This is a genomic window from Marinilabiliales bacterium (assembly GCA_007695015.1).
GTDB lineage: Bacteria > Bacteroidota > Bacteroidia > Bacteroidales > PUMT01 > PXAP01.
On sequence record REEN01000062.1, the window covers coordinates 1 to 16,054 of the forward strand.

Here is a 16,054-nt window from a genome sequence, read left to right on the forward strand (position 1 = left end):
CGGAGGGACCGGGGGTATATTCATGATAATCGATCCTGCCGGTAACGGGTACGTCGCGTTCACTGTCCGCGTCAGGCCCCTTGCAGGAGGCCAGGGAGATAATAAGTAAAATTATTGAAAAGATTAGTTTCATACGTAAAAATCAAGTTAATCAAATTAATAATCAATGAATTAAGTTTAGCATATTATCGGTATTCAGTGCCTTGAACGTATGGAACCCGCATGGTTTGTTCATGTTATTTTGTGTGCCGAAGGCTGATGCGGGTTTCATGATTGCAAGTTAGGTTGACTAATTAATTATCAGGCAAATGGGCCCCTCACCCTATGTCTGTTATCCTGTCTGCTGAGGGGTCCATTGATTTTTAATAAAGCCTCGCCGCAATGATCAGTGCCAGTCCCACTGCAAAAAACAGGAACATCGCCGTAAGCAATCCATTAACGCCTTTGGCGCCCTTAAATTCTTTCCATATGAACACACCCCAAAGAGCGGCGACCATGGTGGCACCCTGACCCAGTCCGTAAGAAATCGCAAACCCTGCCTGTTCAGCGGCAATTATATTGAGGGTCATTCCCAGGCTCCAGATCGCCCCTCCCAGGATGCCGATCAGATGAAGCCTGCTGTCACCCTTTTTGAAGTAATCGGCATAGGTAACCCTTTCCCCGGTAACGGGCTTATACATGAAAATCGTGTTCCAGATGAAGTTGGATGCCAGGAGACCTATCGCGAATATTACCGATGCGGTGTAGGGGGTTAGCCTTCCCGGTTCCGGACTGGCAAAGTCTGCAACCATCGATGCTGCCACGAACCTGTAGAAGAAGCCCATGAGTAAGCCTGCCAGAAGTGAAATGACAATACCTTTGGTTGGTGATTCTGTCTGGCCCGGGAGCTTCCTGTAAGCCATCGCATCGAGAACAATGGCAACGACAACCAGGGCAACACCGATAAAAAGCAGCACGGGATTGCCCAGGGGAGTGGCTATATAGTTTACTATTACCCCGAGGGCCAGTGCGAGGCCGATACCAATCGGGAATGCCACTGCCATACCGGCAATTGCAATGGCTGCCACAAGCAGGAGATTGGCTATGTTGAACACAACACCACCCAGGAAGGCGGAGCCCAGTGCAGATGCATCTGCCTGGCCTAGATCCTGGATGAAGCTCCGGCCTTCCGTGCCAATGCTTCCGGCTGTAAAAGCCAGCAGAAGTGACAGCAGCAGGACCCCTATCGCGTAATCCCAGTAGAAGAGCTGGAAGGGCCATTTTTTTGTGGCCATTTTCTGGGTGTTGGCCCATGAACCCCAGCATAACATCGTGATAAAGGCCAGAACAACGGCCCAGGCATAAGAATTAATTATTACCATGGCTTTAAGGTTTTAGGTTTTAGGTTTTAGGTTAAAAACAAACATTTGTGCATTATAATCTATTAATTGTACAAATTCTTAACTGAATTACGGACTATAAGCCTTGGCCTGATCATTGTTCTTTCAATCTCCTTTATATCTTTTTTTCCTGATATCATCTCCAGCAACAGGTTAACCGCTCTGCCGGCGATTTTATCCTTTTCCTGCTCAACGGTAGTCATAGGGCTTGCCAGGAGTCCCGAATAAGGCTGATCATCAAATGACACCAGCGAAATATCGTCGGAAATTGACAGTCCCTTTTCGGCAATTGCCCTCATTGCCCCCAGTGAGATAAGGTTGCTGAGTGCAAAGATTGCGGTAGGAGGATTTGCCTTCGACAGCAGCATCTTTGTCTGCAGGTATCCGTTCTCCTCGCCGAAATCATCGCCGACTATAAGGCTGTTGTCGACAGGGATATTGTTTTGCCTCAGAGTGTCCTTATATCCCGATATCCTGTCTGTATTTGCTGATATCCCGGTCTTCCCCTGTATACAAGCGATTATCCGGTGTCCCATTGATATAATATGCTCAGTTGCCTTGCAGGCCCCGAAATAATTGTCGGTAGTAATATAAGGTATAGAGGTGTCGGGGAGGTACCGGTCAATAATGACAACGGGTATTCCGTTTTTGGCGAATTCAGTTACATGGTCACTGTGTGTTCCGACGGGAGCCAGGATAATGCCATCAACCTTCCTGCCTGCAAGAAGGTTCAGGAGTTCGCTTTCGGTGGAAATGTCATCAAGACTGTCGCACAGGAAAATCGAATAACCGTTCTTTCTGGATTCTAATTCGATGGTCTTGGCAACGGAGGAAAAGAACTGGTTGGCAATATCGGGGACTATCAGTCCGATTGTCTCGGTTTTTTCCAGCCTCAGGCCGCGGGCAATCCTGTTGGGATAATAATTATGATCAGCGGCAGCTTTCAGGATTATTTCGGAGGTTTTGGCACTGATGCGGAACTGCTCACTCTTCCCGTTGATAACACGGGATACCGTGCTGACGGAAAACCCCGTCAGAACCGCAAGATCCCTTATATTTTTAACATTATTGCTGATTAGCCGCCTCTGTTTTTGGTTTAAACGAAACAAATATCCAAAATAATTTGATTTAGAACAAACGTTTGTGCAGATAAAAAGCAAATTAAAACCAATATAAATAAGGTTGCTTTTGTTTTTATTTTTTTACTTTTACCTTCGTTATTATTAAGACAAATACCATGCTGCCAAATCAAAGGAGAGAAAAAATACTTGAACTGATCAAAGAGGATGGCCACGCCAGGGTGATCGACCTGAGCAGGATATTTAAGGTTACCGAGGTTACCATTCGCCAGGACCTTGAAAAACTGGAACGTGAGGGGTTTATCAAAAGAGAGCATGGGGGTGCGTTTTTGAAAAATGTAGAATCCCATGTACGGAACATAATGCTGCGTAACCAGGAGAACCTTCCTGACAAGGCCAGTATTGCCCGCAAGGCCGTGGAGCTGATCAGCGACGGCGATACGATTATCCTTGACTCGGGCTCGACCACCACTGAAATAGCCAAACTGATAACCGGCTTCAGGAATCTTACCGTTATCACAAATGCTCTCAATATTGCCCTGATCCTGGGAGGAGATCCGGGTATCAACCTGGTTGTTACCGGTGGTGAGTTCAAGGCCCCGACACTGTCGCTTACCGGACAGAAGGCGGCGGATTTTTTTAATAATCTTCATGTTGACAAACTTTTCCTTGCCACTGCCGGGATCACCCTGAAGGCCGGACTTACATATCCCAGCATAAGCGATATAGTGGTTAAGCGCGCGATGATCGAATCGGCCGATCTGGTTTATCTTGTTGCAGATGCTTCGAAGATAGGCAAGGCTGCATTTGCAAGTCTCGGCTCTTTGTCACTTATCAACTACCTGATTACCGATTCGAAAATAACCGCAAGGGACCGGGCAATGATGAAGGAGCATGAGATTGATCTGATAATAGCAGGATAAACCCTTAAAAATAAAGGTTTCAGATAGTGCGGGAAAATGTTTTTCAGGACAGGTGTATACTGTACCACATTCGAGGCAGGCACTAAATGCACCATTTATACTTCTTTTATTTATTATTATTTTCTTTTGAGGTTTCGCAAATTTTTTATTTATTTGTTTTTGAAGAAATATGCACATGATGGGTTACAGCGACAGGAAACTTGAACAGATATCTGCCAGGATGCGACTTGACCTGCTGCGGTATATAAAACTGGCGGGAGCGGGGCACACCGGCGGGGACCTGTCATGTATTGATATTCTCAATGTACTCTATAACGATGTTCTTAATGTGTCGCCCGGAGCAATTGATGATGCGGACAGGGACCGGTACATACAGAGCAAGGGGCATTCGGTCGAGGCACTGTATGTGGTTCTTGCCTCAAAAGGGTTTTTCCCGGAAAGTGACCTGGAGACTATCGGCAGGTACAGGTCGCATTACGTGGGCCATCCTACCAGGAAAGTGAATGGAATTGAATTCAATACCGGCGCACTGGGTCACGGACTATCAATCAGCGCAGGAATCGCCCTTGCCGGCAAAATGGACAAAAGGAGCTACAGGGTTTTCACTATGCTCGGAGACGGCGAGCTGGCAGAGGGCTCAAACTGGGAGGCGGCCATGTTTGCTGCCCATAACAGGCTGGATAACCTGGTTGCCATACTTGACCACAATAACCTTCAGATAACCGATAAATACTCCAGGGTCTGCAACCCGTCTCCCATTGATGAGAAATTCAAGTCGTTCGGCTGGGGGGTGACAAATGTAGACGGCCATAATATCAAAGATCTGAGGAGAGTATTGTCAAACGTCCCGTTAAGTGAGGGACTGCCAACTCTTATTATAGCCGATACCGTCAAGGGCAGGGGAGTGAGCTTTATGGAGAATGTACTGAAATGGCACCATGGAGTACCTGATGACGCTCAATATGAAGCAGCCTTAAAGGAGCTGGAAGAGAGGCTAAGCGAATTGTCGGCCTGACAGGTATTGTTTTTTAAACAACAGGATTATTATGAGGTTAACTGATAAACCGGCCACCGGGAAACCAAACCTGGAAGTGTACTCGGAAACCCTTATGGAGCTTGCAGGCAGGGATAGTGATATCCTGGTTGTAACCAGTGACTCCCGGGGGTCGGGTAAGCTGATCCCTTTTGCTGAAAAGTTCCCCGGACAGATAGTTGAGGTGGGCATAGCCGAGCAGAACCTGGTAGGTATATCGGCAGGACTGGCTTCATGTGGCAAGAAGGTTTTTGCTACATCACCCAGCTGCTTTCTGACAGCCCGTGCACTCGAGCAGATAAAGAACGATGTGGCATATTCAGATTTTCCGGTTAACCTGGTAGGGATAAGCTCCGGCGTGAGCTATGGCGCGCTTGGTTCCACGCATCATTCGCTGCATGATATCGCAGCTTTAAGGGCAATAAACAATATTGTGATCGTGGTCCCTGCCGATAACTATGAGACACGCATGGCCGTGAAGGCAGCAGCGGCGAGCGACAAGCCTTTCTTCCTGAGGTTCGGCAAGAGGCCCTTGCCCCATCTTTACGGGGAGGAGGGACATTTTGAGATTGGCCGGGCCAATGTAATTACACAGGGCAATGATATTGCTGTCGTGGCATGCGGCGAAGCAGTGGCTCCCGCGGCCGGAGCAGCACAGCTTTTGTACAATGAAGGGGTAAACGTACGCGTTATAAGCATGCATACAATTAAACCGCTTGACAGGGAGACTTTGATAAGGGCAGCTTCGGAGTGCAGGGGAATGATAACGGTTGAGGAACATAGTGTTTATGGGGGACTGGGTGAGGCTTGTGCGGGTGTATTGATGGAAGAGGGGATCAGCGTGCCGTTCAGAAGGGTGGGGATTCCCGATGAATACACGGTTACCGGATCGCAGCAGGAGATCTTCAACCATTATGGCATATCACCCGGGGGGCTTGCCGGGATGATAAGGAGCATGCTGGAAGTAACAGCATCAGGTGGCCGGGGATAATGCTCCCGCTCAGGATGTAAAGGAGCACCCTCGGGTCGCAGACGAATAAACTGGCGTAAGGGGATAATGTCCCAATGCAGAAGGCAAAGAAGTACCGGCGGGCCCAGTGTTATGAAACTTGCGGCAGGCTATAATGTCCGCATTTAGGATATAAAACATAATAAAGTATTACTGTTATGAGAAGAGACCTTGTTACATTGCTGATTTTGATTTTGCTGGTGCCGACGCTGATGTGCTGCCAGCGGAACCGGGGTTCAGAAAAGGGCAGGATGGCAGTTGTTATCAGCACCCTGAACAACCCCTGGTTTGTTGTGCTTGGAGAATCTGCCGCCTCCAAAGCAAAGGAACTCGGATATGATGCGGTGATTTACGATTCGCAGAACAATTCGGCCCGTGAGGCTGAGCATTTTGACAACATCATCGCGATGGGATATGATGCAATTCTTTTCAATCCGACCGATGCTGACGGTTCAGTGGGAAATGTGCTGAGGGCCAGGGAGGCCGGTATACCAACGTTTTGCATGGACAGGGAGATCAACTCCCGTGATGCTGCAGTAACCCAGCTGCTGTCAGACAACTTTACCGGCTGCGTGAAACTGGGCCAGCACTTTGTGCGCGAGATGAACCAGCAGGGCACTTACGTGGAAATTCTGGGACTTGTGGGAGACAATAACACCTGGAACCGTTCCCGGGGTTTTCACAGCGTGGTTGATGAGTTTCCGGGACTCAGGATGGTGGCGCAGCAGAGCGCCGATTTTGACAGGAACACCGCCATGGAGGTCATGGAGTCGATGCTGCAGGCACACCCCGATATTGATGCGGTATTTGCCGGTAACGATGCAATGGCGCTGGGTGCATACCAGGCGGTGCTGGCGGCAGGAAAAACTGACCAGATAAAAGTTTTCGGGTTTGACGGATCTGATGATGCCCTCAGGTCGATAGATGCAGGCAGGCTGACGGCGACTGTAATGCAGTTCCCGGTTATGATGGCAGAGATGTCGGCCGTTCTTGCCGATGAGTATCTGGACGGGAAACGAGATTTTGATTCCCGAACTCCCGTGGAGGTCATACTGGTAACACGTGATAATGTTTCTGAGTTCCTTGATTGAGCAGCCGGCTTTGCACGGCCATTGATATTAATATTTTAACAACTCATTTTATGTCGAAAAAAGCAGTTAATTACATTGCAGGGTCATTACTGGTTGTAGTGGTTATTGTATTGTCGATCGACATCCACAGCCTTGACAGGGAAAGGAGACGGCCGGTGAGCGAAGCATTTGATGTGGAGGAATATGTTGGGCACCTTTGGGAAAACCTGATGCCTGAACGCCTTGCAGAAGCGGCAGATCTGTCATACCTGCTTGAATTGCTCGGGGAAGACCCGGATGAGGCTTTTGATAACTATTCCCATAAACTCGGGATATCAAACACCTATTATTTTTATGTTTCAGGATCAGGCGTGGTTGAAGGGATTGGTGAAGAGACGGTAACCGTGACAGTGAATGAGACTATAACGACAGAGCTTGAAACAACCTTTGTATTCGGCAACGCGGTGCGTGACGGGTCGGGACTTGTAGATATTGACGAGTTTCTTAACATGATGGATTTCAACATGGTTTCGGTATACCTGAACCGCAAGGTCAAATCGGAGGTAATCGAACCTTTCATGGAGGAACTGGAGCCGGGCACGCGGATCAGGTTTACAGGAGCGGCAGAGATAAACCGCCTGCAGGATCTGCCTGACCCCCTCAGATTAATTCCAATTCAAATATCGGTTTCAGATGGAGAATAGCGAATCAACCGCCATACCGGTACTTGAAGCCCGGAATATCTCAAAGGAATTTTCCGGCAACTATGCATTGATTGATGTTAACCTTAAGGTCTATCCCGGAAAGGTGAACGCCCTCGTGGGCGAGAATGGTGCAGGCAAATCGACGCTTATGAAGATCTTTGCCGGGGTTTACACCGGGTATACAGGAGAGGTGCTGTACCGGGAAGAAATGGTCAGTTTCCGAAGTACGGCCGAGGCCCAGGCAAGCGGAATTGCTATTATTCACCAGGAGCTGAACCTTGTCCATAACATGACCGTTGCCGAGAACATCTTTCTCGGCAGGGAGCCGCTTACGCGGATCGGACTGACAGATTACAGGAAGATGCATGAAGTGGCCGCGGAGCTGATGCGGAGGCTTCACCTCGATGTTGATCCCGGCACTCCCGTCTACCAGTTGCGTACGGGTCAGCAACAGCTTGTTGAAATAGCCCGGGCCCTGCACTTTGATTCAAGGGTCCTCATTATGGATGAGCCCACCTCTTCGCTGAGCGAGAGCGAGACCGCGCTGCTTTTCAGGATTATCAGGGGACTGAAGGAGAAGGGGGTGGCTATAATATACATTTCCCACAAGATTGATGAGCTTCTTGATATAGCCGATAATTTTACCGCGCTCAAAGACGGCCGGGTTACCGGCAGCATGGATATAACCAGGAACATTGTAAGCGACGACATCATCAGGATGATGGTGGGCCGCGACATCATGATGAGGGAAAGGAGAGCCGGTGCTGCTAATGGTCACGTAGATGGCAGGGAAGCCGGTAAAGAACTGCTGAGGGTCTCCAACCTGGTGTTCAGGAACCCCAGGCTCAAGCCGGAGTTTCTGGTAAACGATGTCAGCTTCAGCCTTGACCGTGGGGAGATACTGGGGGTTAGCGGACTGATGGGGGCTGGCCGTACGGAAATGCTGGAGGCTATTTTCGGTCTTCATTGTAAATATGTATCGGGCAACATTTCAGTTGAAGGCAGTCCCGTCAGGATAAACAGCGTTCAGGACGCCATCAGGGCCGGTATGGCGCTTGTGCCGGAGGACAGGCAGCTGCAGGGACTTATAATGGAGATGGATGTTGCAGCAAACACCACCCTGGTCAGCCTGAAAAAAGTGCTGTCACTGGGTTTCATTGACCGGAAAAAAGAGATGCAGCTATGCAGACGGTTCAGGGAGAAGCTGAACATAAGGTTGGCGTCGTTCGAACAGGAGGTGGCAACCCTGAGCGGCGGCAACCAGCAGAAGGTGGTGATTGCCAAATGGCTTGCCGCCGGTCCGAAAATTCTTTTACTTGACGAACCTACCCGCGGCGTTGATATCGGAGCCAAACAGGAGATATATAATATCATTGAAGAACTTGCCGCAGGCGGTATGGGCATAATCCTGGTCTCATCAGAACTGCCCGAGATTCTTTCGTTATGCGACAGGATACTGGTGTTTTCCTCCTCACGGCTTACAGCAACGCTGACAAGGGAGGAGGCCACCGAAGAGGTCATTATGAAAGCGGCCACGGCAAACCTTTAATAGTTGAAGGAAAATCTGATATTGGAAGAAATGGCTTAAATAATTGACAACAAGCGATGGCAGAAAAACTTTACAATAATAATAACCCCCTGAAAACCCTCTGAAAATCACCCGAAAATCATGGATACCAAAACCCTCAAGGCAAAAATCCTCAAGTTCCAGTCCGTTATCGCCCTCCTGCTGATGTGCATCATCCTCACATTGCTCACCGACAGGTTCCTGACAGCCGAAAACAGCTGGAACATAATGAGGCAGATCTCTGTAAACCTGGTGGTATCAGTCGGCATGACACTCGTTATACTCACTGCAGGCATTGATCTGTCAGTGGGTTCGGTGCTTGCACTGTGCGGCGCAATAACCGCCGGTATGCTGAAGTTCGGCGCCGAATTTACCGATGCCAACATATATGTGGGTTTCACACTGTTCGGGGCTATTGCGGGCGGAGTGCTGGCTGGCTCATTCCTTGGCTGGTTCAACGGGATGGCCATCACCCGCTTCAAGGTGCCGCCCTTTGTTGCCACCCTGGCTATGCTGACCATTGCCAGGGGGCTTACGATGTTGTGGACGGGCGGGTTCCCCATAACCGGCTTTGAGAGCAACATGGCATTTATAGGTACAGGCTGGCTGCTGGGCATACCCATGCCGGTGTGGATAGCGGCCGCGGTGGTTGTTGCCGCCGTCATACTTACCAAAAAGACACGGCTGGGCAGGCACATCTACGCGGTTGGCGGCAACGAGAAGGCCGCTGCATTGTCGGGCCTGAACGTAAAGCGGATAAAGATCATAGTCTATTCAATTGCAGGAGCGCTGGCCGCGGTGGGGGGGATAATGGTCACCTCAAGGCTTGATTCGGCCCAGCCCAACGCGGGGATGGGACTGGAACTGGATTCGATTGCCGCGGTGGTGATAGGGGGGACATCCCTTTCGGGAGGAAAGGGAACCATTATGGGTACGGTCCAGGGCGCCCTGATAATTGGGGTACTCAATAACGGGCTTGTGCTGCTCAACGTCTCGCCCTTCTGGCAGCAGGTGGTCAAGGGTTTCGTGATTCTGCTGGCAGTGGTGATCGAGAAGCTGAATACAAAGAGTGAGTAAGCCCACTGATCCAAACGAACTAAACCCGGAACTAAGCACAGAACTAAACACGAAACTAAACCCGGAACTAAAGTAAAACTTCAACCCAAAACTCAAATCCTATGAAGATCACAATTCTGTTCTTTGCCCTGCTGATGGCCTTTAACACAGCCCTGACGGCTCAGGCTGACAGGCACAGGATCATCGTGCTTACCGACATCGAGAATGAGCCTGACGACGCACAGTCGCTCGTTCGCTTCCTGCTCTACTCAAACCAGTGGGATACCGAAGGGATCATTGCTACAACATCCTGCTGGATGAGAGACCGCACTGCCGCCTGGAGGATCTATGAGATCCTTGACGCCTATGAAAAGGTGCAGCCAAACCTGCTGAAGCATGAGTCCGGCTACCCTGAAGCCGGCAAGCTCAGGGCGGTAGTAAGGGAGGGGATTCCCAAATTCGGAATGGAGGGTGTGGGTCCCGGCCGGGACAGCGATGGATCGGACTGGATCATCTCGGTAATTGACCAGGACGATGACCGCCCCATATGGGTGCTGGCATGGGGCGGAGTGAACACCCTGGCGCAGGCGCTCTGGAAGCTCAGCCATACGAGGCCCGAAAGGGAGGTGGAGGAGATCGTGAGCCGGCTCAGGGTATATGCCATATCCGACCAGGACGACTCGGGCCCGTGGATAAGGCGCAATTATCCCGGATTATTCTATATCGTCAGCCCCGGCTTCCATGAAAACAACGAGACGGCCTACCATTATGCCACGTGGATCGGTATTTCGGGCGAACGCTGGTACAACTTCCCCAGCGGCGCCGATACCTCCCTGGTACGAAATACATGGGTGAGAAATAATATACAGAACAAGGGTCCCCTGGGAGCTGAGTACCCCCTTATCGAATTTGCCATGGAGGGCGATACCCCCAGTTTCCTGGGCCTGATAGATAACGGGCTCAATTATCCGGAACGTCCCGATTACGGCGGATGGGGCGGAAGGTATGAGCTTTATACCCCGCCATACAAAAAGTGGTTCCATGAGCCTGAAACGCGTCCGATATGGACCAATACCTATGACATGGTCAAGGTTGACGGCACCACCTACCTGTCTGCCCAGGCAACCATATGGAGATGGCGCACCCACTTCCAGAACGATTTCCTGGCAAGGATGAACTGGACAATAATGGGCTATGATGAGGCGAACCATCCGCCGGTGCCAAAGCTGAACCATCCCAACGAGATAACCGTCAGGAGCAACGAGGTTGTGACGCTCGATGCAACTCCCACTACCGATCCCGACGGCGATAATCTTACCTATAATTGGTACCTTTACTTTGAGCCTGGTTCATACCTGTTGTTCACCGATTACCAGTCCAACCGGAATCACCAGCTCGATATAGCGAACAGCGACAGTCCGGTAGCAAGGTTCACAGCACCACGGGTTGACAGGCCTTCTGACATGCATATCATACTGGAGGTGACCGACGACGGCGACCCGCAGCTGACCCGCTACCAGAGGGTGATAGTGAATATTCTGCCGGAGTAGCCAGCGGGCCCGCTGGCATATCCCGGCCTGTTCCCCAATCCGGGAACCGTTATAGAACCGGATCTTTTAGATATGCCGGACCATTATGAAAAGCGTTCCCTTCCCCGGAAGGGGTCATCCCCGGAAGGGAAAACAGAGGATAAAATATCAAAACCCTGAGCACAATGAGCCAACCTGCAATATTAGCGATCGACCAGAGCACATCGGCCACCAAGGCAGTGCTTTTTGACCGGGGCGCCAGTGTCGTGGCAAGGCTGTCGAAGGAGCATGCCCAGATCTACCCGCAACCGGGTTGGGTCGAACATGACGCTGAAGAGATAATGGCCAATACGCTTGAGGTGATAGGCGGCATCACCTCCGGACAGCCGGATGCCGGTATCGTTGCCATTGCAATCACCAACCAGCGGGAGACGGCGGTGGTGTGGGACGGGAAAACCGGGAAACCTCTTTACAACGCCATTGTGTGGCAGTGCAACAGGGGGGCGGAACGGTGCGACAGGCTGAGGCAGGATGGATGGGAGGAGAGGATACGGGAAAAGACCGGGCTGATAATCGACCCCTACTTTTCGGCTACGGCAATAAGCTGGATACTCGACAACGTGCCCGGCGCAAGGGAAAAAGCTGAGAGAGGCGAGCTGCTGTTCGGCACGACCGACTCCTGGCTTATATGGAACCTGACGGGCGGCAGGGTCCATGCCACCGATTATTCGAATGCCTGCAGGACCATGCTGTTCAATATAAACACGCTGTCGTGGGACAACGAAATAATGGACGAGCTGGGCATCCCGCTGTCGATGGCCCCTGAAGTCAGGTTTTCCGATGACAAGTTTGGAGAGACGACTGCGGCGGGGACTTTCAGCCGGCCGGTACCAATTACCGGGGTGATGGGCGATTCGCACGCGGCCCTGTTCGGGCAGCTATGCTTCACACCGGGAATGACCAAGGCCACCTACGGCACCGGTTCGTCTATCATGATGAATATCGGCACAAAACCGCTTCCGGCGCCGCGGGGACTGGTAACATCGATAGGTTATGGCGTAAAAGGGTCGGTGGCATATGTGTTTGAAGGTAATATACACTCCACCGGCTCGGCCATCAAATGGCTGAGGGATGACCTGCAGCTTATCGGCTCGGTTGAGGAGACTGCAGAGATTGCCGCCTCGGTCGGTTCAACTGAGGGTGTTTATCTTGTTCCCGCTTTCGCGGGACTCGGTGCGCCCTACTGGAGCCACCGGGCAAGGGCTATGATCTGCGGCATGACCTTTAGCACCCGTAAGGCTCATGTGGTGAGGGCGGCGCTTGAATCGATCGCCTACCAGGTGAAGGACCTGGTCGACCTCATGAAGGAGGGCGCCGGTATTGATGATATCGAGCTGAGGGTTGACGGCGGCCCGGTAAAGAACGACTTCCTGATGCAGTTCCAGGCAGATATACTTGGCGGGGTGATCAACAGGAGCTCTGTTGAAGAAGCTTCAGCCTCAGGTGTTATGCTGGCAGCGGGACTGTATCTGCGGTGGTGGAATAAGCCTGAAGAACTGAGTGAATTAAGAAAAGGAGAGCTTATAAAAGGCAGCATACCCAAAGGCCGGGCAGACGATCTTTACTCCGGCTGGAAGACCGCCGTTGCCAGGACATTATTTAAGGGTGAACGGTAATGGTTGCTTTTCAGAGAATCGGAAAAATGTCCACATTGAATTGATTTATAAATTGTTGATAACCCTAATATTTTCTTTACTTTTGGATACCAGCTAAACGGTTTCAAAAAATGATTGAATAAATGACCCCCGAAAAGCTCAAAGACATATTACAAAAAGGCGAAGGCATTGAAGTTGAGTTCAAAACCTCCCAGTTTGAATTGAACAAAGATGCCTTTGAATCCGTGTGTGCCTTTCTCAATCGCAGAGGCGGGTATTTGCTATTAGGGGTGAAGAATGACGGAACAGTGGAAGGAGTAATTAAAGGTTGCGTACAGGACATTATCAACAACATTGTCACCAATGCCAATAACCCGCAAAAGCTGAGCCCACCGTTTTACCTGTCAACACAGGTAATAGACTATGAAGGCAAGAAAGTGATCTATGTATATGTACCGGAAAGCTCACAGGTACACAGCACCAACGGAAAGATCTTTGATCGGAATAAGGACGGAGATTTTGACATTACCCGGCAAACCGAACAGGTTACTCAACTATATCTGCGAAAACAAGCCACTTATTCCGAAAACCGGATATATCCTTACTTGAAACTTTCGGATTTCAAAACGGAATTATTCAGCCGCGTCCGCACCCTGGCCAAGAACGATCGGGCAGACCATCCCTGGCAGGATATGACGGATGAAGAACTACTGCGTTCAGCCGGACTGTTCAAACATGACCATCAAACCGGAAAAGACGGCTACACACTGGCGGCTGTGTTGGTGCTGGGAAAAGATGAGGTCATACAAAGCGTTTTACCGCACCATAAAACGGATGCCATTCTCCGGGTAGAAAATGTAGATCGCTATGACGATCGGGACGACATCCGCACCAATCTCATAGAAAGCTATGACCGGCTCATGGCTTTTGTGCGAAAGCATTTGCCGGACAAGTTCTTCCAGGAAGGAGAGCAACGCATCAGCCTCCGCGACCGGATTTTCCGGGAAGTAGTGGGAAATCTGCTAATACACCGGGAATTTGTCAATGCTTTTCCGGCCAAACTTGTTATCGAAAAAGACAGGATACTTGCCGAAAACTGGAACCGTCCGCATGACGGTGGCGTGATTGATCCTGCCAACTTTTCACCTTATCCCAAGAATCCAGTAATCGCAAAGTTTTTTAAAGAAATCGGACTAGTGGACGAACTGGGTTCAGGTGTTCGGAATACTTTCAAATATTGTGGCATTTATACCCCGGGAACAAAACCAGAATTTATTGAGGAGGATATTTTCAAGACGATCATTCCGCTGAAGGCCAATGAAAACGAAGAAGCTGTTTCAGCCTCCGATTGGGATGATGTTCGGAGAAAAGTTCGGAGAAAGTTCGGAGAAAAGTTCGGAGAAAGTTCGGAGAAAATAGTAGAGTTGATTTCCGGGAATCAGTACATATCTGCTTCTGAAATGGCACAAATAATAGGCATTACAGAAAGAGCGGTAGAAAAGCAACTGGCAAAGCTGAAAGAAAAGGACATTGTTGACAGGGTTGGACCGGATAAAGGAGGATATTGGAAAATAAACGTGTAACCGAGCATGAAACCCCGCCAGCTGTTATACGCAAACCGTTGTTGAATATTATTTTATAAAAACTCAAAACCATGGCATACAAGAAGGAACTCACATTCGGACTTATAGTTGCTACCCGCAACATTTTCAATTCAAAGCTGGCCGTAGAGGCCCGCAGGGTGCTGCTTGAAAAAATTGAGAAGTCGGGCCACCGGCATATCATTTTGCCTGCAGGCGAGACCCCGACCGGCAATATCGAGACCTATGAAGACGCGCAGAAATGTGCCGCGCTTTTCAGGAAGCACCGCGACATAATTGACGGGGTGATCGTGGTGCTGCCCAATTTCGGCGACGAGCTGGGCGTGGTCAATACACTCAACCTATCAAAGCTTGACGTGCCAGTGCTCATACAGGCATGCGACGACGATAACGACAAGGTTGATGTCAGGAGCCGCCGTGATGCCTTTTGCGGTAAGATCTCGGTATGCAATAACCTCTACCAGTACGGGATACCGTTCACCGACACCACTTACCACACCTATGCCCTTGAAAGCGAACTGTTTGACAGGGATCTGGACTATTTTGCCGGCGTGTGCCGGGTGGTGAACGGACTGGGCAGCGCCAGGATAGGGGCAATAGGAGCACGCCCCGGGGCATTCCAGACGATGCGCCATAGTGAGAAGCTCTTGCAGGCATACGGCATCACCGTCCTGCCGGTTGACCTTTCTGAAATATTCGCTTCCGCGGAAAAGTACGCTCCGGGATCACCCGAGATGAAAAAGAAGCTTGAAGAGATACGGGAGTACGGCAGTATACCCGAAAGGATCAGGCAGGAGCAGGTGGAGAGGCAGGCAGCCTTCAGCCTGGCGGTGGACAAATGGGTGGAAGAGAACCAGGTAGATGCCACTGCCATCCAGTGCTGGGAATCGGTGCAGAAAAACTACGGTTGCGCCACGTGCCTCACGATGAGCATGATGGGAGAGAGGTTCCTGCCCAGCGCATGCGAGGTTGATGTAGCCGGGGTGGTTTCGATGTATGCCTTGCTGCTTGCCTCTGGCAATCCCCCGGCAATTTTGGACTGGAACAACAACTTCGGCACCGACCGCAACATGTGTGTCTGCACCCACTGCAGCAATTACCCGAAAAGCTTCATGCAGAGCGAGCTGGAAATATCAACTCTCGACATCCTCGGAACCGTTCTGGGTCACGAAGATACTTTCGGCGCCATCAAGGGTAAGGTTGCCCCGGGCCCTTTCTCCTTTTTCAGGATCTCGACCGATGATACAGCCGGCCTGATAAAGTCCTACCTCGGAGAGGGTGAATTTACAGACGATCCTTACGGGATGGACGGTGGCATTGCCGTGTCGAAAGTAGATAACCTGCAGCAGCTCCTTAAGTTCATTTGCAGGAACGGCTTCGAGCATCACGTAGCAATGACCCGCGGCAATGTGGCATCAATAATTGAAGAGGCGGTTGACAACTACCTGG

13 protein-coding genes are annotated in these 16,054 nt (G+C 50.5%); 11 read left to right on the top strand and 2 right to left on the bottom strand.

What is annotated here, in order from left to right; genetic code table 11:
- Nucleotides 1–362: 362 nt before the first annotated feature.
- Together EA408_08110 and EA408_08115 are read right to left on the bottom strand one after the other, a co-directional pair.
- The gene (locus EA408_08110) at nucleotides 363–1,361 is read right to left on the bottom strand and encodes a multidrug DMT transporter permease (protein ID TVR71874.1); all 999 of its coding nucleotides are present in this window, start codon (nucleotides 1,359–1,361) and stop codon (nucleotides 363–365) included.
- A gap of 62 nt (nucleotides 1,362–1,423) precedes the next feature.
- Nucleotides 1,424–2,539, bottom strand: coding sequence for a LacI family transcriptional regulator (locus EA408_08115; GenBank protein TVR71875.1), 1,116 nt, complete (start codon nucleotides 2,537–2,539; stop codon nucleotides 1,424–1,426).
- A gap of 77 nt (nucleotides 2,540–2,616) precedes the next feature.
- Between EA408_08115 and EA408_08120 the strand changes: the two genes are divergently transcribed.
- The 11 genes from EA408_08120 to EA408_08170 all read left to right on the top strand — a co-directional run.
- Complete coding sequence (locus tag EA408_08120; protein ID TVR71876.1) at nucleotides 2,617–3,381, top strand: DeoR/GlpR transcriptional regulator; 765 nt, start codon at nucleotides 2,617–2,619, stop codon at nucleotides 3,379–3,381.
- A 178-nt stretch (nucleotides 3,382–3,559) separates the two neighbouring features.
- The gene (locus EA408_08125; GenBank protein TVR71886.1) at nucleotides 3,560–4,396 is read left to right on the top strand and encodes a transketolase; all 837 of its coding nucleotides are present in this window, start codon (nucleotides 3,560–3,562) and stop codon (nucleotides 4,394–4,396) included.
- Nucleotides 4,397–4,427: 31 nt separating this feature from the next.
- The gene (locus EA408_08130) at nucleotides 4,428–5,405 is read left to right on the top strand and encodes a transketolase family protein (GenBank protein ID TVR71877.1); all 978 of its coding nucleotides are present in this window, start codon (nucleotides 4,428–4,430) and stop codon (nucleotides 5,403–5,405) included.
- A gap of 176 nt (nucleotides 5,406–5,581) precedes the next feature.
- Nucleotides 5,582–6,514 carry a D-ribose ABC transporter substrate-binding protein gene (locus EA408_08135; protein TVR71878.1) on the top strand — a complete coding sequence of 311 codons (933 nt, stop codon included), beginning with the start codon at nucleotides 5,582–5,584 and terminating at the stop codon, nucleotides 6,512–6,514.
- A gap of 50 nt (nucleotides 6,515–6,564) precedes the next feature.
- Nucleotides 6,565–7,197, top strand: a complete 633-nt coding sequence (locus EA408_08140; protein TVR71879.1) for a DUF2291 family protein — start codon at nucleotides 6,565–6,567, stop codon at nucleotides 7,195–7,197.
- Nucleotides 7,187–8,746: a sugar ABC transporter ATP-binding protein gene (locus EA408_08145; protein ID TVR71880.1), complete on the top strand. Its 1,560-nt coding sequence runs from the start codon at nucleotides 7,187–7,189 to the stop codon at nucleotides 8,744–8,746. Before EA408_08140 ends, EA408_08145 begins: the two co-directional genes overlap by 11 nt.
- 120 nt (nucleotides 8,747–8,866) lie before the next feature.
- The gene (gene rbsC / locus EA408_08150) at nucleotides 8,867–9,841 is read left to right on the top strand and encodes a ribose ABC transporter permease (GenBank protein TVR71881.1); all 975 of its coding nucleotides are present in this window, start codon (nucleotides 8,867–8,869) and stop codon (nucleotides 9,839–9,841) included.
- Between the two features lie 101 nt (nucleotides 9,842–9,942).
- Nucleotides 9,943–11,370, top strand: coding sequence for a DUF1593 domain-containing protein (locus EA408_08155; GenBank protein ID TVR71882.1), 1,428 nt, complete (start codon nucleotides 9,943–9,945; stop codon nucleotides 11,368–11,370).
- A 164-nt stretch (nucleotides 11,371–11,534) separates the two neighbouring features.
- Nucleotides 11,535–13,025: a glycerol kinase gene (glpK, locus tag EA408_08160; protein TVR71883.1), complete on the top strand. Its 1,491-nt coding sequence runs from the start codon at nucleotides 11,535–11,537 to the stop codon at nucleotides 13,023–13,025.
- Nucleotides 13,026–13,147: 122 nt separating this feature from the next.
- A complete protein-coding gene (locus EA408_08165) occupies nucleotides 13,148–14,587 on the top strand; it encodes an HTH domain-containing protein (GenBank protein TVR71884.1) in 1,440 nt (479 codons plus the stop codon).
- A gap of 71 nt (nucleotides 14,588–14,658) precedes the next feature.
- Nucleotides 14,659–16,054 (top strand): fucose isomerase (locus tag EA408_08170; protein TVR71885.1); only part of this gene is annotated, 1,396 nt, incomplete at its 3' end.